This window comes from Nocardia sp. BMG111209 (assembly GCF_000381925.1).
GTDB lineage: Bacteria > Actinomycetota > Actinomycetes > Mycobacteriales > Mycobacteriaceae > Nocardia.
Genome location: NZ_KB907309.1, coordinates 1,291,733 through 1,311,929, shown reverse-complemented (window position 1 = coordinate 1,311,929; position 20,197 = coordinate 1,291,733). Strand labels below are relative to the sequence as shown.

Below are 20,197 nucleotides of genomic sequence, written 5' to 3'. Positions count from 1 at the left end.
CGTCAGGATTCGCCGGTGCGACCGGCGACCAGGCCGGTGACGTATTCGCCGCGCATCGCCGCGGCCAGTACCCGGTGCACGCCGTATCCGGTGTGCGCCCAAGAGAATTCCTGCGCGCGGGCCCGTGCCTTCTCCCCCATCACCGCGCGCACGCCGTGTTCGGTGAGCAGTTCGCCGACCGCTTCGGTGAGCCCGTCGACATCGTCGACCAGCATGCCGGTGACCCCGTCGACGACGGAATCGGTGAGGCCGCGCGAGTGGCGGTAGCCGACGGTCGCGACGCCGTGCTGGGCGGCCTCCACCACCGCCAGGCCCCAACCCTCCTTGCGCGAGGGCAGGACGTGCACCCAGGCGCGGGACAGCAGTTCGTGTTTGCGGGCCTCGTCGACGTGGCCGTGGAAGGTGACGGCATCGGCGATACCGAGTTGCCGCGCATGGTTTCTCAGGTTGCCGGCCCACCAGCCGTCGCCGATGACGTCCAGTTCCAGTTCGGGGATGTGCGCGCGCAGGGCCGCGGTCACGGCGAAGGCGTCCTCGATCTGCTTGTGCGGCACCAGCCGGGACAGTACGACCAGGCGCGGCGTCGCGGTCCGGGTCGGCGCGCCGCCGATCGGCGCGGGGTCCGGCACCGGATCGATACCGTTGCGCACCACCGCGATTCGGGAGCGCTCGACGCCGAGTACGGCCAGTTCCTCCGCCGACGGCAGCGATACGGTCAGATACTGGCTGCGGCGGTGCACCCGTGGCGACAGCCGCGATTCGATCCACCAGCCGATCCGGCCCACGAGCCGACCGGCCACCGGCCACTGTTCGCGATGGCCGTGATGCACCAGCACCACGACGGGTGCGGCGGTGGCGATCCGGGCGAAGAAGGGGATGCCGTTCTGCGTGTCGATCACGGCGTCCGGTCGCAGTCCGCGCAGTGGGCCGACGCCGAGGCGACCGGCCACGATCGCCGCCAGTGCCCGCGGGTAGACCGTGAATCGGCCGCCGGCCCGGCTGATCTCCAGCCCGCCGGCGCGTTCCCGCTTCGCCGCGCCGGGATATCGTGCGGTACGCAAGGTCACGCGCACACCGCGCTCGGCCAGCTGCTCCCCGACCCGCTCGAGGTACCGTTCACTACCGCCGCCCTGGGGATGCCCGGAATCGCGCCAGCACAGCAGTAGTACTTCACGCACGGCAAGCATCTCCCGATTGCGCTCGGACGGACAGCGGACGACAGTTCGGTAAACCCTAACCGCAAACCCTAACCGCCGACCCTCGCGATCCGGTCACCGCCACCGCGTGTGTCCGCCGCACTACAACGCGTGTGCCCGCCGCACCACAGCTCGTGTGTCCGCCGCACCACAGCGACGATCCAGCGACGCGGCGGCGATCCAACCCGGTACCGCTGTGTAAAACTGGTTCGCCATGCTTCGAGCCGCCGCCACACCACCCGCCCCGAGTTTCGCGCGCCGGGCCACCCTCACCCGATCGCTGCGCCTGCTGGGCAGTTTCCGCTTCGAGCAGACCGATCCGGCCCGGTTCTACGGCGGTATCGCCGCGGACACCGCGGATCTGGTCGCCGATTTCCACCGGGATCGCACCGGCCGGGACCTCACCGGTGTCACGGTGCTCGACGTCGGCGGCGGGCCCGGCTATTTCGCCGACGAATTCGGGGCGCGGGGCGCGCGTTATCTGCCGGTGGAGCCGGATCCGGCCGAGATGCACGCCGCCGGACGGGTGGTCGCGGGCACGGTGCGCGGTTCCGGGATGGCCCTGCCGTTCCGCGACGACGCGGTGGACGTGTGCGTGTCCTCGAATGTGGCCGAGCACGTTCCGGATCCGTGGCTGATGGCCGAGGAGATGTTGCGGGTCACCAAACCCGGTGGGCTGGTTGTCTTTTCGTACACGGTATGGCTGGGGCCGTTCGGCGGGCACGAGACCGGCCCGTGGCACTACCTGGGCGGGGAATTCGCCGCCCGGCGGTATCGCCGGCGCCACGGCCGGGAACCGAAGAATCGCTTCGGCGTCTCGCTGTTCCCGGTCCGGGCCGCCGACGGGCTGCGCTGGGCCGGACGGGTGCGGCCGCGAGCGCGTGTGCTCGCGACCTTCCCGCGGTATCACCCGCACTGGGCGTGGTGGCTGGTCCGGATTCCGGTGGTGCGCGAACTGCTGGTCAGCAACCTGGTCGTGGTCGTCGCCAAGCGGCACCCGGCCGGATAGTCGCGACGGCTTCCCCGCTGCCGCGACCGTTCGTCACCGTTCCAACCGGCCCCGCCGCCAGAACCGTTGCCCACCCAGCCGGGCCGGTTCGCTCCACGGTGGCTCCTGCATGGCCAGGCCGATGGTTTCGAGCGGGGTCAGGCCCACCCGATCGGCCAGCGCCCGCACCGCGGACACCGCCTCGGCCGCCTGCAATGCCGCGGTGGCCTGTTCCAGGGTCAATGTGCGGCCGGGCAGATACGAGACCACCCAGCCACCACCGCCCACGCACCGGGCCTGATGTGGAGTTTGATCACTGGTCATCAACGATCGATCGACCACTTGCACCGCCATGCGACTGCCGCCTCCCCTGCAATTGCATTTGAAATAACGGGAGCTGAAGGTTGCTACCAGCATGCTCCGGTTCGGCGCGAAACGCAATAGTGCGTTTGTCGAAAAGCGAACCGGCAGGTAGGGTTTCGCATTCGCGTGATACCCGAGATCAACTCGGCGTCATGAAGCAGTGGGGCGATTTCCCGGCATCCGCACCCGCAGAATCGGTTGCGGCGCCGCGTCGCGGGATTTCGCACTGTCGACCACGTCGACCCGCCAGCCCGGCGGCAGTACGGCCTGCAGCCGGCCGGCGGCCCGGTGCAGCGGTGTACTCGTCGTCGAATGCCCCGAATCGGCCGCCACGGGGGTTGTCCGTGCACCGAACGTCGTATCGGTCATGCCACCTCCCACACATCGGGCCCGACCGGCCGCGGGTGAGACGAAGGCGCGAACGGCGGCGAGGCTCTCGGTCCAGTCGACCAGCTAATTGCTTGCAATCGAACTGTGGAGTCATGAGACGGTAGAACACCCCCACAATAAAGCACCACCCCGCAAACATCGCGCATCGCGGGTGGTCACATCCGGACCCGCAATAGTGAGCCGGACATTCGGCGCGAAACAAACCGACCGGAAAATAAGAATTGCCCGCATCGGAACACGCTCCGATGCGGGCAATCCGGAGAAGCCGGATACTTATACGAGCCGCTGCTTCAGCGCCTCGAATTCGTCACGCACGCCCGAAGGCAGCTTGTCGCCGATGAATTCGAACCACTCCTCGATCAGCGGGATCTCCTTGCGCCACTCGTCGGCGTCGACGTTCAGCGCCTCGTCGACATCGGCGAGCGCGACATCGAGGCCGTCGAGGTCGAGATCGCCGGCGGTGGGCACGTGGCCGACCGGGGTCCGGACGGCCTGCGCGCTGCCCTCGATGCGGTTGACGATCCACTCCAGCACGCGCGAGTTCTCGCCGAAGCCGGGCCACAGGAAGCGGCCGTCGGCGCCGCGGCGGAACCAGTTGACGTAGAAGATCTTCGGCAGCTTCTGCGCGTCGGCGTTCTTGCCGAGGTTGATCCAGTGGCCCAGGTAGTCACCGACGTGGTAGCCCATGAAGGGCAGCATCGCCATCGGGTCGCGGCGCACGGAACCGACCTTGCCCTCGGCCGCGGCGGTCTGCTCCGAGGACAGCGTGGCGCCCATGAACACGCCGTGCTGCCAGTCGAACGACTCGGTCACCAGCGGCACCGTGGTCTTGCGCCGGCCGCCGAACAGGATCGCCGAGATCGGCACGCCCTGCGGATCGTCCCATTCGGGGGCCAGGGTCGGGCACTGCGACATCGGGGTGCAGTACCGCGAATTCGGGTGCGCGGCCAGGGTCTCCGTCTCGCGGAGGAACCAGTCGTTGCCCTTCCAGTCGATCAGGTGATCGGGCTCGCCCTCCATGCCCTCCCACCACACGTCGCCGTCGTCGGTCTTGGCGACGTTGGTGTAGACGGTGTTACCGGCCTCGACGGTCGCCATGGCGTTCGGATTGGACTTGTGGTTGGTGCCCGGCGCGACGCCGAAGAAGCCGAACTCCGGATTCACCGCGTACAGGCGGCCGTCCTTGCCGAACCGCATCCAGGCGATGTCGTCGCCCAGGGTCTCGGCGCGCCAGCCCGGCACGGTCGGCTGGATCATCGCGAGGTTGGTCTTGCCGCAGGCGCTCGGGAAGGCGGCGGCGATGTAGTGGTTCTTGCCCTCGGGCGAGATGAGCTTGAGGATCAGCATGTGCTCGGCCAGCCAGCCCTCGTCGTGGGCCATGGCGGAGGCGATCCGCAGCGAGTAGCACTTCTTGCCCAGCAGCGCGTTGCCGCCGTAGCCGGAGCCGTAGCTCCAGATCTCCCGGTCCTCCGGGAAGTGGGTGATGTACTTGGTGTCGTTGCACGGCCACGGCACGTCGGCCTGGCCCTTGGCCAGCGGGGCGCCGACGGAATGCAGCGCCTTCACGAACGGCTTGTCCTTGCCCAGCTTGTCCAGCGCGGCGGTGCCCATCCGGGTCATCACGCGCATGGAGACCACGACGTACTCCGAATCGGTGAGCTCCACACCCAGTTTCGGATCCTCGGCGCCGAGCGGGCCCATACAGAAGGGCACCACGTACATCGTGCGGCCCTTCATCGAGCCGCGGTACAGCTCGGTCATGGTGGCGCGCATCTCGGCCGGATCGATCCAGTTGTTGGTGGGGCCGGCGTCGGCCTGCTCGCGGGAGCAGATGTAGGTGCGCGACTCGACCCGGGCCACATCGGAGGGATCGGAGAGCGCCAGGAAGGAATTGGGCTTCTTCGTCTCGTTGAGCCGCTGGAACGTGCCGGCCGCCACCAGCTGTTCGGTCAGGCGGTCCCACTCCTCGTCGGAGCCGTCGGCCCAGACCACCCGGTCGGGCTGGGTGAGCTCTGCGACCTCCTGCACCCACGCGAGCAGCCCGGTGTGCTCGGTAGGGGCGGTGCCATCGGATCCCTGAAGACCTGAAATGGTCGCTGAGGTCATAAAACTCTCCCTAGAAGGGCAGCACCCCGGCGGCTCGCGACACCGGGCTGCCACCGTTGGCGACGGACGTCCGGCTCGAAGGTCAGCAGCTCGCCCTGGCTCGGGCAGCATACAGATACGAAACGGACGACCAGGTTCCTTGAGTAAAAAGGTTAACGCCATGTGACCCCTGGTACGGCATGGGGTATCTCACTCGGTATTCGGTCGAGACCTGCACCATCGATCCCCCGGGATGTGTTACATCAACAGGGCGAGATCCCGGTCACAGGCGGCCAGCCGGGCCGGTGACTCGGTGGCGAGGCGGCGCAACTGTGCCGCGATCTCGGCGGCGCGGCGGTCCGCCTCGACCGCCCGCGCGGTGCCCACCCGCACCACCTGGTCGGTGAGTTCGGATTCGGCTTCGACCAGCGCCGTCGCGACCCGCTGCTCCAGCTGAGCCCGCACGTTCACCAGGGCGTCCGCAATCCATTGGCGCATGTGCGCCCGGTCGGCCACCTGCCCGCGCGCTCGCACGACCCAGTAGGCGACCGCGCCACCGAGCAGCAGGGTCACGGGCACCGAGGCGTAGTGGAGAGCGGGCAGCGCTGTCAATGGCGCTACCACCCACCGGCCCAGGCCGAATCCGGCCGACGCGCCGAGCGCCACCATCAGGTGGTCCTCGACACCTCGATGCCGCGGTTCGGGATCCGGGCCGAGCACGGGCGGTGGATCCGGACGCGGCGGCGCGGTGGGCGGCGGACCGGAATCGGGTTCGGTCAGTGCGGTCAGTTGCCGATCGAGTTCGGCGAGTCGGGCCGCGACCACCGTGTCCAGTTCGGCGGTGAGCCGGTCGACGGCCTGTTGCAGCCGGTCCGGGCAGCCGGGCACGCCGTGCCGGTCGAGTTCGGTGCGCGCGGCGGCGTGCAGGGTGCGCACCCGGGCGCCGGCCTCGTGCAGTAATTCGACCCGGGCCAGCTGCAGGCGATTGCGGAGCGTGGCCATGGCCCGGGTGCGGCCGCCGTCGCGATCCGCGGTCAGCGCGGCTCGTTCCGCGCGCAGCCGGGCCTCCTCGGCTCCCGAGGTCAGGACGGCCATCTGATCCCGGATGCGCTGCCGGGTCTCGGCCAGCACCCGGTCCACGGCGGTGTGCGAACGGCCGCCGCCGGTCGCGGCGAGCAACCGGCCGTGCAACGCGGCCAGTCCGGACCGGTCCAGCAGCGCGGGGTCCGCGGCGGATCGGGCGGCGACGGCCAGCCGTGGGGACACCGGGACCAGGTCCGGCGGGGCACCCAGCACCGGCGTGAGCAGTTCACGGTCGCGATCGGCCACCGCCGGCCATTCCGGATGGGCGTGGGTGCCGTCGAGGACGAACAGCATTCGCGATCCGGCGGTGTGCAGTTCCTCGACCAGGGCGAGGGTGCCCGCACCGAGCGGACTTCCGGCGTCGAGCACCACCACCGCGACCACCGCGGCGGACGCCCGCGCCGGGTCGGCGACCGGACCGTCGAGTTCAACCCGCGGCTCGAGCCGGGCGAGTTCGGTGCGCAGCAGCAGGGTGTTGGCATCGTCGGCGCCGATCAGAAGTGCGGCGGCGCAGGCGCTCTCGTCCGCGACGGCACGTAGCAGCGCGCTGCCCTGCGGATTCCAGCGCGCCACGACGGCGGCCCACGGCGCGTCCGGATCGGGATCCGGTAGTGCATGCTCGTCCGGATCGGAATCCGGCAGTGCACGCTCGTCCGAATCGGGATCCGGCAATGCGTGCTCGTCCCGATCGAGCTCCGGCACTGCCCGCTCGTCCCGACGGGAATCCGGCAGCGCGTAATCGTCCCGACCGGAATCCAGCAGCGCGTAATCGTCTCGACCGGAATCGGGCAGCGCGTGGTCGTCTCGACCGTGCTCCGGCAGCGCGTGGTCGTCCCGATCGAGCTCCGATACTGCGCCGGCCCGAGTTTCGCGGGGCAGGGCATGCGGGGCGGACCGATTCGCCTCGGTGCCGGGATCCACCTCAGAGGCCGGCATGGGTCAGCTGCTCCCAGAGCCGGACATATCCGTGATGGACCCGGAGGGCGGCGCGGCGGGCCGAGGCGGGTAGGTCACCGCAGGCGACGGCCCGCCAGCGTTGCGCTCGGGCGAGGGCCTCGTCCGGATCGTCCGGCGCGATGGCCGCGTAGCCGGTGGCGAGGTGTGCGATGCCGGGATGTGCCTGGCCGGCGCGCACGCCGAGCCGGGCCGCCTCGGGACCCGTCAGATAGTCCTCGATGCGGTCGCGGGAGCCGTCGGCGGTGCGCACGGCCCGGGCGGCCAGCCTGGTCAGCTCGTCGAGCAGTTCGCCGCCGCGGCGATCGGCCAGCCGTTCGTAGCGGCGGTGCAGGTGCAGGTGTACCGCGTCGATACCCGAGGCGGCGTGCAGCAGTTGCAGCAGCGATCGCGGGTTCAGGTCCGGCTCGTGCCGCAGGGCGATCGAGGCGACGGCCACGCCGTGCAGGCCCCAGCGTTCCAGGACGGCGGCCCGCTCCGCGGTGTCCGGACCGGCGGTCGCGGAGGTGAACAGCTCCGGGGACAGGGTGAAGGCCGTGCCCGCGCGGTCGCGGTGCCGCCGGAGGGTGCGCAGGTCGTCGTCGGAGGGGATGCCCCCGCGGGTGTGCGCGGCCAGTTCCGCCGTGACCGGCAGCACCGGGACTCGCAGGTCGTGGCTGTACTGTTCGGCCGCGGCGACGGCGTCGGACCAGCGGGTGCCGATCGCGTCCGCTTTGTTGAGCACGGCCAGGACGCGTTCCGGCGGGAGTGCCGCCAGGATTCGGCGGTCGGCCGGTTGCGGGGTGCCGGTGAGTACATAGAGGACGAGATCCCCGCCGAGGTCCGGATCCGGCGCGCCGGGTTCGTCGACGGGTGCGGTCTCCTCGGCCGACATCAGGGCCAGTGCCCGGATCAGCGTGCTCTTTCCGGTTCGGGCCCGGCCGGTGACCCGGATACGCGGCGGCCGGCGCCAGATGGCGATCGCCTTCGTCGCGGCCGCGGCGATCGAGGGTTCCGCGCTCACTCGCAGGTCCGCCGCCAGACTGTCGAGTTCCGGTGCGACACCGCCCTGACCGGGTGCGATACCACCTTGCCCAGGTGCGATATCGCCTCGGCCCGGCGCCATACCGCCTCGGCCGGGCGCGACACGGCCCTGCTCGGGCGCGCCATCACCTCGGCCGGGTACGACACGATCCTGCCCGGGTACAACCCCGCCTCGGCCGGATACGACACCGGCGGCGCGATAGGTCTCGCCGTCCTCGGTACGCCTGGCCATCCGCACCACCCCCTTCCGCCGGGCATTCTCCCATCGGCACGGCCTTCCCGGAGGCGGCGTGCGCACACGAGCCCGGTTCGCACTCGATCCGCCGGATCGGCCCGGAGCAGAAGTCGCCGCCGGTGAGCACCGTCACCCGGTCGCCGGGCGTGCGCTCGATCTCGGTCGCCTCGGCGGCGGCCCGAGGCCGGGTCCCCGTGCGCTCGTCACGCACACGCTCCCGGTCGTCCACAGGTGTCCTCGAGGACGGTCGTGGCGGCGGGATCACCGCTGCTCGGAGGGGCTTGTGGTATGTGCAATCGATCACAATTCCAGGGGGATCGACGATACCTGTTAACCATGTCACATCAATCGCGATAATCGATCATGCAGGTCGACGGGATGGAATTTGCATCGGGGAAAAGGCCGCCGGAGTCCGACTCGCACTGTGCGGCGCCACAGCGCGGCGGTCGTACTCTTCCCGGACAAACGTCCAGGACCCTATCCTGGTCCGAATCGACAGCATCGACACCGGCCGGTGGGAACGGATCACGTTCGGTCGTCCGGGAGTGTGCCATCGGCGGGCCCGCGGCGGCCCGCCGGGCACCGACCGGGAAGACCGAGGAGGAAGCGATGACCGTCAACGTCGACGTCATCGGCCGAATAGGAGCCGCCGGCGCGTTACTCGCGCCCGGTGCGACCATGCCCCGACCACCGTCGGAGGATCCGTTCTATTACCCGCCGTCCGGCCTGGACGGATATGCCCCCGGCACCGTCCTGCGCAGCCGGTCGATCGAGGTGGCCCTGTTCGGCGTCGTACCGCAGCAGGTCTCGGCCTGGCAGTTGCTGTACCGCAGCAACGATCTGCACGGCCGGGCCGAGGCCGTGGTCACCACGGTGCTGCTGCCGGCCCCCGGCGACGACGGCCCCGAGCCTGTCGATCGGCCGCTGCTGGCCTTCCAGTCGGCGATCGATTCGGTGACCGATCGTTGCGCGCCCTCGTACGCGCTGCGCCGCGGCGCGTGGGCGCCCGGATCCATCACCCAGTTGGAATGGCTGCTGGTCGCGAATGCGCTGCGCCGCGGCTGGGCGGTGAGCATCGCCGATCACGGCGGCTCGCACGGGAACTTCGGCGCTCCCCGCGAACCCGGATACCGCGCGCTCGACGGCGTCCGCGCCGCACTGCATTTCACGCCGCTGGGCCTGGGTCCCGATACCCCGGTCGCGGCCTGGGGGTATTCCGGCGGCGGGATGGCCAGTTCCTGGATGGTCGAGATGGCGCCGACCTACGCCCCGGAGATCAACCTGACCGGCGCGGTCCTCGGCGCGCCGGTGGGCGATCCGGGCCGGGTCTTCGCAAGGCTGAACGGGGGCTGCTATTCCGGCTTCCCCGCGCTCGTGATCGCGGCGCTGGCCCGGTCGTATCCGGCGCTGGCCCGGGTGATGGACGCGGATCTGACCGACGACGGCCGCCGCCGGCTGGCGATGGCCACCCGGTCGGCGCCGCTGGCCGTGCTGGTGCGCATGGCGTTCCACAGCATCGACGAACATCTGTCGCGGCCGCTGACCGAGGTGCTGGCCGAGCCGGGTATGCAGGCGATGCTCGACGACCTGCGGTTGGGCGATTCGACACCGGCCTGCCCGCTGCTGGTCGTCCAGCCGGTGCACGACCAGGTCATCCACGCCGACGGGGTGGACGATCAGGTGGCGCGCTACCGCCGCGGCGGCGCCTCGGTGACCTACATCCGCGATCGGCTCAGCGAACACTTCTCACTGCTGCCGCTGGCCACCCCGCTGGCGCTGGATTGGCTGGCGGACCGGATCGCCGGCCTGCCCGTTCCCGAACAGGAGGAAACCCGGACGGTCTGGTCCGTGGCGGCCGCCCCGGCGCGCTGGCGCGGACTGCTCGACATGGCCACCACCGCCGCCCGCATCGTGCTCGGGCAGCCACTGCGTCAGGAGTCCGAGCCCCCGGTGCCGGCCGTGCCCACCCTGGCGGCGTGAACCGGGCGCCCGATCGGCACGACCGGTCGGTTACTTGGGCTCATCATCGAATATGGACAATGGAGCCCGTGAACGACGCCGCACACCCCGCCACAGAGTCTGTTCCCGGGCGGCGGCCGACCACGTCCGCCCCCGGTTCGGGGCCGACCACGTCCGCCTCGGGTCCGGGCAAGCGGACGGGCTCCCGTCTGTATCCCCGGGTCACCAGTTTCCGATCCCGCCGGGTCGCGCTCACGCCGACCCAGCAACAGTCCTGGGAGCGGATGTGGCCGCGCATCGGCCGTGAGGTGTCCGACGACCGGCTCGACGCCGCCGTCTGGTTCGGCCGCACCGCTCCCCTGATCGTCGAGATCGGCTGCGGTACCGGTACCGCCACCGCCGCGATGGCCCGGGACGAGCCGCAGTTCGACCTGCTCGGGATCGAGGTCTACCAGCCGGGTCTGGCCCAGCTGGTGCAGCGCATCGAGCGCGAGGACATCGGCAATATCCGGCTGCTGCGCGGGGATGCGGTCGACGTACTCGAACACATGATTGCCAAGAATTCGCTGACTGGTGTGCGGGTCTTCTTCCCGGACCCCTGGCCGAAGGCCCGGCATCACAAGCGGCGGTTGCTGCAGGCGCCCACCATGAGCCTGATCGCGAGTCGGCTGATCCCCGGCGGCGTGTTGCACGTCGCCACCGACCATGCCGAGTACGCGGAGCACATCGCGGCCGTCGGTGCGGAAGAACCCCAGTTCATCGGCATGAACGAGGCCACCGGCGGCGATCCGGAGCAGTTCCGCCGCGACGCGCCGATCGGCTTCGAACGCCCGGTGACCAAGTTCGAAAGCAAGGCACATCGCGCCGGTAGCGCGATCACGGAGCTCATTTGGGGGAAGATCAATCCATGAGCGTCAGTGAGATGGCCACCGTGGCCGTGGATGTTGCCGAAATAATGCGCGGCACCGGCGACGAACCGCACGGCGGTTCCGCCGCGGCCCCGACACCCGGCAGCGCCGCACCCGGTCACGGTGACGTGTCTTCCCCGCTGCCCGCCGGCACCACGGATGTCCGGCGGGTGCTGCTGGTCTGGGACGCACCCAATCTGGACATGGGCCTCGGCGCCATCCTCGGCGGCCGGCCCACCGCCGCCTACCGCCCGCGCTTCGACGCGCTCGGCCGATGGTTGCTGGCCCGTTCCGCCGAACTCTCGGTCGGCAGTGTGCACCGGGTGGAGGCGGAGGCCACGGTCTTCACCAATATCGCCCCGGGCACCGCCGACGTGGTGCGGCCCTGGGTCGAGGCGCTGCGCAACGTCGGCTACGCCGTCTTCGCCAAGCCCAAGATCGACGAGGATTCGGACGTCGACAGCGATATGCTCGCGCACATCGAGTTACGGCGCCGCGGTGCCGGGCTCGCGGGCATCATGGTCGCCTCCGCGGACGGCCAGGCGTTCCGGGAACCGCTCGAGGAGATCGCAGCCGCCGGGGTTCCGGTGCAGGTGCTGGGATTCCGCGAGCACGCCAGTTGGGCGGTGACGTCCGATATCCTCGAGTTCATCGATCTCGAGGACATTCCCGGCGTGTTCCGCGAACCGTTGCCGCGGGTCAGCCTCGACTCGCTGCCCGAAGAAGGAGCCTGGCTGCAGCCGTTCCGGCCGCTGTCCGCCCTGCTCACTTCCCGCCCCGCTCAAGGAGTCGCTTAAGTGTTCACCCGCTGGGGCGATCTGGTCTATCGACTGCGCTACACCGTGCTCGGTGTGGTGGTGGCGGCGCTGCTCGCATTGGGCGGCTACGGGTTCGGTCTCGAGGATCATCTCAGCTCCAGCGGGTGGGACGACCCGAATTCGGAGTCCTCGCAGGCGGCGCAGATGCTGGATCGCATCTACGGGCGCGACCACACCAGTGACGTCATCGTCCTGTACACCGCGCCGGACGGCAGCACCGTCGACGATCCGGCCTTCGCCGACAAGATCACGTCGAGCCTCGCCGGGCTCACCCAGTATCCCGAGATCACCGGGCTGAACTACTCGTACTGGCGGGTCGGCAACACCGCGCCGACGGCGGCGCTGGCCACCAAGGACAAGAAGTCGGCGTTCGTGTCGGTGGCCATCAAGGGCGACAACGACACCGACGAGGTGAAGAACTACCGCAAGGTGAAGGACGCCTTCACCATTCCGGGGGTGAAGGTCCAGGTCGCCGGCCTGCAGACGGTGTCGGGCACCCTCAACGACACCATGTCCGCCGACCAGCGCCGGATGGAGATCATCGCGATCCCGGCGGTGGCGGTGCTGCTGTTCTTCATCTTCGGTGGTGTGGTCGCGGCCGCGTTGCCGCTGATCGTCGGTGGTCTGACCGTCGTCGGCGCCAACGGCATCGTGCGGATCATCACCAATTTCACGGATGTGAACTCGTTCGTGTCGCCGGTGGTATCGATGATCGGCCTGGGCCTGGCGATCGACTACGGCCTGTTCATCGTGAGCCGGTTCCGCGAGGAGATGGCCGAGGGTTACGACACCGGGGTGGCGGTGCGGCGGTCGGTCATGACCGCCGGCCGGACCGTGCTGTTCTCGGCCACCATGATCATCGCGGCCAGTGCGGGCATGTTGCTGTTCCCACAGGGCTTCCTGAAATCGGTGGCGTACGGCACCATCGCGACGGTGCTGCTCGCGGCGGTCAGCGCCGTCACGGTCCTGCCGGCGATGCTCAGCATTCTCGGCCCGCGCGTCGACATGCTCGGGCTGAAGTGGTTCCGCAAGAACAAGACCGCCGAGGAGATCGAGAGCGGCTTCTGGGGCCGCCTGCCGCAGTGGGTGATGAAACATCCGCTGAAGGTGGCGATCCCGCTGTGCATCATCCTGCTGCTGCTGATCATCCCGGTGAAGAATCTGAAATTCGGCGGGATCAGCGAGACCTATCTGCCGCCGGACAATCCGACGCGCGTGGCGCAGGCCGACTTCGACAAGTTGTTCCCGCTGCGGAAGTCGAATCCGATCCAGCTGGTGCTCGTCACCGACAACACCGCGGAGATCGGCGCCGTCGTCAAGAAGGCGAGCCAGGCCCCCGGGCTGACGAGCGCCTTCTCCACACCGGGTAAACCGCCGAACGGGTCGAACGTCTGGCAGACGTCGAGCACGCTGAAGGACGGAGATACCGACACCGCCGACGCCACCATCGACTATCTGCGTTCGATGAATGTCCCGAACGATGTGCAGGTATATGTCGGCGGCCAGCCCGCGATCCAGAAGGACAGTATCGACGCGCTGCTGTCGCGGATGCCGTTGATGATCTTGCTGGGCGTCCTGGTCACCACGATCCTGATGTTCCTGACCTTCGGTTCGCTGGTGCTGCCGATCAAGGCCGCGTTGATGAGCGCGCTCGGCCTGGGTTCGACGCTGGGCATCCTGACCTGGATATTCGTCGACGGTCACGGCGCCGGACTGCTCAACTTCACGCCACAGCCGATCATGTCACCGGTTCTGGTGCTGATAATCGCGGTGATCTACGGTCTGTCCACGGACTACGAGGTGTTCCTGCTCTCCCGGATGGTCGAGGCCCGAAGTACGGGGGCCAGTACCACCGAGGCGGTCCGGATCGGTACCGCGCAGACCGGCCGCATCATCACCGCCGCCGCGCTGATCCTGCTCGTGGTGACCGGCGCGTTCGCCTTCTCCGATCTGGTGATGATGCAGTACATCGCGTACGGCATGATCGCGGCGCTGTTCATCGACGCCACCGTGCTGCGCATGCTGCTGGTGCCGGCGATCATGAAGCTGCTCGGCGACGACTGCTGGTGGGCGCCACGCTGGATGAAGAAGATCCAGCAGCGCGTCGGCCTCGGCGAGCCGGGACTGCACGACGAGCGCCCGCGCAAGGGCGAGGTCGTGGACCTGGTGAAGGCCACGCCGGTCACGGATCCGGTCACCATGCAGATTCCGATGCTGGCCGACGGCACGCCCGCCAAACCGGCGCGGAAACCGCGCCGGGCGCGCTTCATCGGCGGTGTGGACGGTGACGCGCCGACCGAGCGGATCGGCCCGCGATTCATGAGCCGCTGGGGTACCAAACCGGCCGAGCCGCCCGCGAACGAGGCCCCGGCCGCCGAACCCCCGGCCGCCCGGCCGGAGCCGCCTGCCGCACCGACCCCGCCGGCCACGCCCTTCCCCGTGGTGACCAGCACGGTCACGCCGCAGGCCCCGCTGCCCGGCGTACCGCCGCGCACGGTGACCCAGCCCGGCGCCGATACCCCGGACGCCACCCCGGTGGCCCCGGTCGGCGCCACCCCGCGCGTGCTGCCGCCGCAGCCGGCCGGGCCGTCGAAGGTGCCACCGCATCCGGCGGTGCGGGCCCAGCTGTATCAGCCGAACGAGGCGGATCCGGCCGATCTCGGTGCGGCGGAGGCCGAATCCGCACTCGTGAAGTCGGTCCCTTCGGCCTCCGGTCCGGCGCACGCCGCCCCGGCGGAACACGGCGAATCGCTGGACGCCCCGACCACGCCGGTCCCGGCGCGGCCCGCGGCCCCGGAGGAGGCGGCCCCCGCCGCCCCCGGGAATCACGACCGGGACAACATCGAACAGTGGATGGCCGACCTGCGCTCGTCGCGGCCCGGCCCGGGTGACGCCGCGAAAACCCCCGGCACGGGCCGGACGGTCAGCGTCAACGAACTGCTGCGCCGCCGCAACAACGACAACTGACGGATCCCGGGCCGGCCACAGGGCCGCGCCCGGGAACCGGAGCGTAGTACGGGCGGGTACCGGGGATACGCCGGTCGACGGCTCGGCTCAGGCGCCGGACACCAGCCGGCGCCACTGCACGCCGAACGGATATTTGGCGGTCACGGACCCGAAGCGCAACTTGCCGTGGACCACCAGATGCAGTGCGCCGATCGCGGTGCCGCCACCGCGGACCTTGTTGGTGATGCTGGATCCGGTGAGTTCCAGGCCGTCCAGGTCGACGGTGGCCTCGCCGGGCACGATCAGGGTCAGCGAGGAGCAGAAATCATCCATGCGCAGCTCGACGACCTGGGTGGACATGATCGCCTCGGTGAAATCGAGGGTCACGCTCGACATGTGGTTGCTCAGATACAGCGACGCCGGCACCTGCCAGCGGCCGCGCCGGGTCACCGAGGACAGCCGCGAGCGGATCACATTGCCGGCCGGGGCGGGGGTCGCCTGCGGCCGGCCGTAGTGGGCCGGGGCCGGTCGCGGCTGCCCGTTCAGCCGCATACCCGGCAGGTCGACGAGTACGGCGTTCAATTCGCCGCGGGTCTTGGCCGCCAGCGCCGTATCCATCCGCTCGGTGAATTCACCCAGCGACAGCATCCCCAGGCCGACGGCCCGCTGCAGCAGCATTCCGACGTGTTCACGTTCGGCGTCCGATACTCGAAGGTCCCGGTCACCCACCGCACCCCCGGCCGCCGTCGGGCGCGTTCCGGAGGTGGACATTGCCTCACCCATGCTGTCCAAGGCTACCGACGGGGCGGGTCCCGCACATCAGGGCAAACCCCGAATCGGTATCGGTCAGCCCTCGGTGACCAAGTCGGGTCCGGTCCCGGGTACGTCGTACCGGCCCGGGGTCGGGTTGTCCGGATCGGCGTGGAACATCGGTTCGCCGGGCCGTCCGCTGGTCAGTTCCTCGTAGAGGACGGTGGGACTGCTGGCCAGCAGTGACCGCACGGCGGTGTTCATCACCGCGACGAACGGCACCGCCAGCAGGCCGCCGGCGATACCGGCGAGCACCACACCCGCGGTGATCGCGAGGATCACGGCCAGCGGGTGGATCCGCACCGCACGGCCCAGCAGCAACGGTTGCAGCACATGGCTTTCCAGCTGCATGACCGCGATCGTGATACCCAGCACGATCAGGGCCGTGACCATGCCCTTCGTCATCAGGGCGAGGAATACCGCGATGGTCCCGGCCAGCAGCGACCCGATGATCGGGATGAACGCGCCGATGAACACCAGCGAGGCCAGCGGCAGCGCCAGCGGAACGTTGAGAATCGCCAGGCCCGAACCGATTCCGATCGCGTCCACGCCGGCCACCACGACCGTCGCCCGCACGAAGCCGATCAGCGTGCCGAAACCGAGCCGCCCGGCGACGCGAACCCGGTCCCGATGCGGGGTCGGGACGATCCGGGTGACGAAATGCCAGATCTGGTCGCCGCCGTAGAGGAAGAAGATGGTGATGAACAGCGTGAGGAAGGTTCCGGTGAGGAACTCCCCGATCACCGTCGCCGTGGTCAGCGCGCCGCTGGTCAGCGACTGCTGATTCGATTCGAGGGTCTTGATGATCGTGTTGCCCGCGTTGCGGATCTGATCGTTGCTCATGTGCAGCGGACCGTTGATCAGCCAGTCCTGCACGCTCTGGATGCTCGTCTTGAATTCGTCGGTCAGCTGCGGCACACCCGTGATGAACTGCTCGATCACGAAGGTGAAGATGCCGGCCAGCAGGCCGAGCGAACCGACCAGCGCCACGAAAACCCCGATGCCGCGCGGTAATCCGACCCGTTGTAACAGGTCCACCAGCGGCGACAGCAGCGCCGCGGCCAGCAGGGCGATGGCCAGCGGAATCACGACCGTGGTCAGCCGATGCGCCAGATAGGCCACCACCAGCACCGAGATCAGGATGACCAGCACCCGCCAGCACCATTCCGCGGTCTGCCGCACCAGCGGGTGCACCGCGTCCGCGGGATCGGGGTAGACGGGCCGACCGGACGCCCGCCGCCCGATGGCCGCCACGCCGTCCGTGACCACGGTCTCGTCGCCCCCCACTGCCGCCTCCGGCCCCGCACCGCTCATGCTGTCGCCATGGGGCATGCTCGGAGGGCCTTCGTGGTGATGCTCCGCTGCCGCCTCCGGCCCCTCACCGCTCATGCTGTCTCCATCGGGCATGCTCGGGGGGCCTTCGTGGTGATGCTTCGCTGCCGCCTCCGGCCCCTCACCGCTCATGCCCGCGAGCCTAACCGGAATCGGGCTGGGTGGTCGGTTGCTCCTGCCGGAATGTGGTGCGGTCGGCCGCGCGCACCCTTCCGGGAGCGCCACCTGTCCGGAATCGCCCGGAACGCTAGATTGGTGATCGTGCCGCCGCCCTCCGAAGCAAGACCGGACACCGTACCTACATGACCGGATCCACATCGCTGGAAGCGGTCAAACAGACCATGCACACCCGTTGGCCGCTGTATCTCGCCTCGATGCTGGCGGCCAACGCATTCGGCGCGGTTCTGGTCTGGGCCTTCATCCAGTACGGGCTGCCCGCGCCCGAGGGCGCGCCGAGCGGGGTGCGCCGGGCGGGACTGCTGGTCCCCGTTCTCGTCTTCGTGATCGGCGGGGTGCTCAGCGTCACAGCCGCCGCGCTGATGCTGCGTCCGGTGATGCGCTGGCAGGTGCGCGGCGGGCCGCCCAGCCGGCAGGAACAGATGGCCGCCCTGCACGCGCCGCTGCGCCAGGCGATCGTGCATCTGGGGCTGTGGCTGATCGGCGGCGCCGTCCTGGCGGTGACCGTCGTCGACACCCCGCGGCTGGCCGGCGCGGTCGTCGTCACCGAGATCATGGCGGCCACCATCGTCTTCGGCTTCACCTACATGCTCGGCGAGCGGATCCTGCGCCCGGTGGCCGCCCAGGCGCTGACCACCGGCACGTTCGACCACCACCTGACCCCCGGCGTCGGCACCCGGATGGCGATGACCTGGGGTATGGGCACTTTCGCGCCGACCATCGCCATCGTGCTGCTCTGCGTCACCGAGATCACCTCGCAGGTGAAGTTCTCGGCGCAGTCGATGGCGGTGGCGATCCTGCTGCTGTGCGGGGTGGTGATCCTGCAGGCGCTGGCGCTGTCCATGCTGACCGGTTCCAGCATCTCCGATCCGGTGCGGCAGCTGTCGCGGGCGATCGCGCGGGTGCAGGAGGGCGCCCGCGACGTCCAGGTGGAGGTGTTCGACGGCAGTGAGATCGGCCTGCTGCAGGTCGGTTTCAACCGGATGATGGAGGAGGCCGCGCAGCGCCGCGAACTGCAGGAGCTGTTCGGCCAGCACGTCGGCGAGGAGGTCGCCCGCCGGGCCCTGGAATACGGCACCGAACTCGGCGGCGAGACCCGGTTCGTGGCGGTGCTGTTCGTCGATATGGTCGGCTCCACCGCGACCGCCGCCGAACGGCCACCGACCGAGGTGGTGGCGCTGCTCAACGAGTTCTTCCGGATCGTCGTCGACGTCGTCGACCGGCACAACGGCCTGATCAACAAATTCGTCGGCGATGCCGCGCTGGCCATCTTCGGTGCGCCGCTGGATCGCCCGGACGCCCCGACCGCCGCGCTGGCCGCGGCCCGGGACCTGCGCGGGGCGCTGCGCGCGCTGCCGGATCTGGACGTCGGCATCGGGGTCTCGGCGGGGCTGGCGGTGGCCGGCAACATCGGCGCCGCGAATCGCTTCGAGTACACGGTGATCGGCGATCCCGTCAACGAGGCTTCCCGGCTGACCGAATTGGCCAAGGAATATCCGGGCCGGGTGCTCACCTCCGGCAGTGCGCTGTACTTCGCGGACGAACAGGAACAGCAGTGCTGGGAATCCGGCGACGAGGTGCAGTTGCGGGGCCGGCGCCGCAAGACCCGGCTGGCATGGCCGCGGATCGATCCCGGGGCCGCCCGCCCGCTCCCGACGGAAGCGGCGCAACCGGCTCCGGATTCGTTACTCTGACGGAGTGACGGCCCGAGGTGAATCCGCCGGTGTGTCGGCACCGCTGCCGCAGCCGAGCGGCAAGGGGCGGTTCCGCTGGGTGAAGTGGGTGCTCGGCGCCCTGCTGTCCGCACTCCTCGTGACCGAGGGCATCTATCTGTGGCCGCGCCTGCACGAGTCCTGGAAGAACCTCACCGAGGTGCACTGGGGCTGGGTCGCCGCCTGCGTTCTGATGCAGGCGGTGTCGATGAGCGGTTTCGGCCGGATCCAGAAACAGTTGCTGCACGCCGGTGGCGTCGAGGTGAGTCAGCGCAGTTCGCTGGCCGTGGTGTTCGGCGCGACCGCGATGTCGGTGACGCTGCCCGCCGGTCAGGTGTTCTCGACCGCGTTCACCTATCGGCACACCCGGCGCTGGGGCGCCAGCGCGATCGTCGCCTCCTGGCAGCTGGTGATGTCCGGGGTGGTCGCCGCCGCCGGCATGGTGTTGCTCGGGGTCGGCGGCGCGGTCCTGGTCGGTGACCGGATCGGGCCGTGGCAGCTGATCCTCTCGCTGGGGGCGGTGGTGCTGCTGATCGCCGGCGGCAACTACGTATCCGCCAATCCCGGCTCGATCCAGGCGATCCTGCGGCGACTGCTCCGCCTGGTCAATCGGATCCGCCGGATGTGGGACAAGAACCGCCCGCTCGACGACGGTCGCGACAAGGTCGACGAGCTGATCCACCAGCTGGAATCGGTGGATCTGGGCCGCCGCGACGGCGCCCTGGTCGCGCTGTGGGCGCTGATGCACCGGCTCGGCGACGTGGCCTGCCTGGGCGCGGCCTGTTACGCGGTCGGCGGCGAACCGCGGCTGGCCGGGCTGATGATCGCGTTCAGCGTCGGCAAGGCGGTCGGGACCATCCCGTTCGCGCCGGGCGGCATCGTCTACGTGGACGCCACCCTCATCTACAGCCTCACCGCCGCCGCGGGACTGCCGGCCGCGCAGGCGGTGGCCGCGGCCTTCGTCTACCGGCTGGTCAGCTTCATCCTGGTGGCGGTGGTCGGCTGGATCGTGTTCGCCTTCCTGTTCCGCACGCCGCAGGCCGGGGACGCCGAATACGAGCAGGAGTTCGAGCGGCGCTCGGCGATCCTGGCCGAGCAGCGGCTGCTCGGCGAGGACCGGCCGCTGTCCGAGTCGTCCGGGCCGGAGGCCGCCGACAGCGCACCGGCCGAATGACCGGCGCGTCGGGTTCGGGACCGGGCCGGCCGGATTCCCCGTTA

General features: G+C 69.8%; 15 protein-coding genes. 7 read left to right on the top strand and 8 right to left on the bottom strand.

Annotated elements, in window-relative coordinates; genetic code table 11:
- Positions 1 to 2: 2 nt before the first annotated feature.
- Positions 3 to 1,178 (bottom strand): glycosyltransferase family 4 protein, encoded by a 1,176-nt coding sequence (locus tag G361_RS0137140; protein WP_019932223.1) that lies wholly within the window; start codon positions 1,176 to 1,178, stop codon positions 3 to 5.
- Positions 1,179 to 1,410: 232 nt separating this feature from the next.
- On the opposite strand from G361_RS0137140, the gene G361_RS0137135 reads away from it, so the two are divergent.
- Positions 1,411 to 2,205 (top strand): class I SAM-dependent methyltransferase, encoded by a 795-nt coding sequence (locus tag G361_RS0137135; RefSeq protein WP_019932222.1) that lies wholly within the window; start codon positions 1,411 to 1,413, stop codon positions 2,203 to 2,205.
- Between the two features lie 33 nt (positions 2,206 to 2,238).
- On the opposite strand, the gene G361_RS0137130 is transcribed toward G361_RS0137135, so the two are convergent.
- The 5 genes from G361_RS0137130 to G361_RS0137110 form a co-directional block, all read right to left on the bottom strand.
- The gene (locus G361_RS0137130) at positions 2,239 to 2,538 is read right to left on the bottom strand and encodes a hypothetical protein (protein WP_019932221.1); all 300 of its coding nucleotides are present in this window, start codon (positions 2,536 to 2,538) and stop codon (positions 2,239 to 2,241) included.
- A gap of 159 nt (positions 2,539 to 2,697) precedes the next feature.
- The gene (locus G361_RS0137125) at positions 2,698 to 2,916 is read right to left on the bottom strand and encodes a hypothetical protein (protein ID WP_155981968.1); all 219 of its coding nucleotides are present in this window, start codon (positions 2,914 to 2,916) and stop codon (positions 2,698 to 2,700) included.
- A gap of 294 nt (positions 2,917 to 3,210) precedes the next feature.
- Positions 3,211 to 5,043, bottom strand: a complete 1,833-nt coding sequence (locus tag G361_RS0137120) for a phosphoenolpyruvate carboxykinase (GTP) (RefSeq protein WP_026343966.1) — start codon at positions 5,041 to 5,043, stop codon at positions 3,211 to 3,213.
- A 237-nt stretch (positions 5,044 to 5,280) separates the two neighbouring features.
- Positions 5,281 to 7,041: a hypothetical protein gene (locus tag G361_RS0137115; RefSeq protein WP_019932218.1), complete on the bottom strand. Its 1,761-nt coding sequence runs from the start codon at positions 7,039 to 7,041 to the stop codon at positions 5,281 to 5,283.
- Entirely contained in the window at positions 7,028 to 8,062 is a 1,035-nt protein-coding gene (locus G361_RS0137110) for a hypothetical protein (protein WP_019932217.1), read from the bottom strand. The genes G361_RS0137115 and G361_RS0137110 overlap by 14 nt, the downstream gene beginning before the upstream one ends.
- A gap of 933 nt (positions 8,063 to 8,995) precedes the next feature.
- Here G361_RS0137110 and G361_RS0137100 point away from each other — a divergent pair.
- The 4 genes from G361_RS0137100 to G361_RS0137085 are packed head-to-tail and all read left to right on the top strand — an operon-like array spanning position 8,996 to position 14,969.
- A complete protein-coding gene (locus G361_RS0137100; RefSeq protein WP_369798035.1) occupies positions 8,996 to 10,297 on the top strand; it encodes a lipase family protein in 1,302 nt (433 codons plus the stop codon).
- 59 nt (positions 10,298 to 10,356) lie between these two features.
- A complete protein-coding gene (gene trmB, locus G361_RS0137095) occupies positions 10,357 to 11,187 on the top strand; it encodes a tRNA (guanosine(46)-N7)-methyltransferase TrmB (protein ID WP_019932214.1) in 831 nt (276 codons plus the stop codon).
- A 44-nt stretch (positions 11,188 to 11,231) separates the two neighbouring features.
- Complete coding sequence (locus G361_RS0137090; protein WP_019932213.1) at positions 11,232 to 11,981, top strand: NYN domain-containing protein; 750 nt, start codon at positions 11,232 to 11,234, stop codon at positions 11,979 to 11,981.
- A complete protein-coding gene (locus G361_RS0137085) occupies positions 11,982 to 14,969 on the top strand; it encodes an MMPL family transporter (protein WP_019932212.1) in 2,988 nt (995 codons plus the stop codon).
- 87 nt (positions 14,970 to 15,056) lie between these two features.
- Here the strand turns inward: G361_RS0137085 and G361_RS0137080 are convergent, their stop codons facing one another.
- Together G361_RS0137080 and G361_RS0137075 are read right to left on the bottom strand one after the other, a co-directional pair.
- A complete protein-coding gene (locus tag G361_RS0137080; protein ID WP_052172953.1) occupies positions 15,057 to 15,719 on the bottom strand; it encodes a DUF1707 domain-containing protein in 663 nt (220 codons plus the stop codon).
- A 75-nt stretch (positions 15,720 to 15,794) separates the two neighbouring features.
- Positions 15,795 to 17,072, bottom strand: coding sequence for an AI-2E family transporter (locus G361_RS0137075; RefSeq protein ID WP_081635748.1), 1,278 nt, complete (start codon positions 17,070 to 17,072; stop codon positions 15,795 to 15,797).
- 320 nt (positions 17,073 to 17,392) lie between these two features.
- Between G361_RS0137075 and G361_RS0137070 the strand changes: the two genes are divergently transcribed.
- Together G361_RS0137070 and G361_RS0137065 are read left to right on the top strand one after the other, a co-directional pair.
- Positions 17,393 to 18,961 (top strand): adenylate/guanylate cyclase domain-containing protein, encoded by a 1,569-nt coding sequence (locus G361_RS0137070; RefSeq protein ID WP_019932209.1) that lies wholly within the window; start codon positions 17,393 to 17,395, stop codon positions 18,959 to 18,961.
- A 4-nt stretch (positions 18,962 to 18,965) separates the two neighbouring features.
- A complete protein-coding gene (locus G361_RS0137065) occupies positions 18,966 to 20,153 on the top strand; it encodes a YbhN family protein (protein WP_019932208.1) in 1,188 nt (395 codons plus the stop codon).
- The last annotated feature ends 44 nt before the right edge of the window (positions 20,154 to 20,197 follow it).

Bases quoted from the DNA above. Each gene is read 5' to 3' on its own strand.
- G361_RS0137135 (WP_019932222.1), top strand. From the start codon at position 1,411: ATGCTTCGAGCCGCCGCCACACCACCCGCCCCGAGTTTCGCGCGCCGG.
- G361_RS0137130 (WP_019932221.1), bottom strand. From the start codon at position 2,538: ATGGCGGTGCAAGTGGTCGATCGATCGTTGATGACCAGTGATCAAACT.
- G361_RS0137125 (WP_155981968.1), bottom strand. From the start codon at position 2,916: ATGACCGATACGACGTTCGGTGCACGGACAACCCCCGTGGCGGCCGAT.
- G361_RS0137120 (WP_026343966.1), bottom strand. From the start codon at position 5,043: ATGACCTCAGCGACCATTTCAGGTCTTCAGGGATCCGATGGCACCGCC.
- G361_RS0137115 (WP_019932218.1), bottom strand. From the start codon at position 7,041: ATGCCGGCCTCTGAGGTGGATCCCGGCACCGAGGCGAATCGGTCCGCC.
- G361_RS0137100 (WP_369798035.1), top strand. From the start codon at position 8,996: ATGCCCCGACCACCGTCGGAGGATCCGTTCTATTACCCGCCGTCCGGC.
- trmB (WP_019932214.1), top strand. From the start codon at position 10,357: ATGGAGCCCGTGAACGACGCCGCACACCCCGCCACAGAGTCTGTTCCC.
- G361_RS0137090 (WP_019932213.1), top strand. From the start codon at position 11,232: ATGCGCGGCACCGGCGACGAACCGCACGGCGGTTCCGCCGCGGCCCCG.
- G361_RS0137080 (WP_052172953.1), bottom strand. From the start codon at position 15,719: ATGTCCACCTCCGGAACGCGCCCGACGGCGGCCGGGGGTGCGGTGGGT.
- G361_RS0137075 (WP_081635748.1), bottom strand. From the start codon at position 17,072: ATGAGCGGTGCGGGGCCGGAGGCGGCAGTGGGGGGCGACGAGACCGTG.
- G361_RS0137070 (WP_019932209.1), top strand. From the start codon at position 17,393: ATGACCGGATCCACATCGCTGGAAGCGGTCAAACAGACCATGCACACC.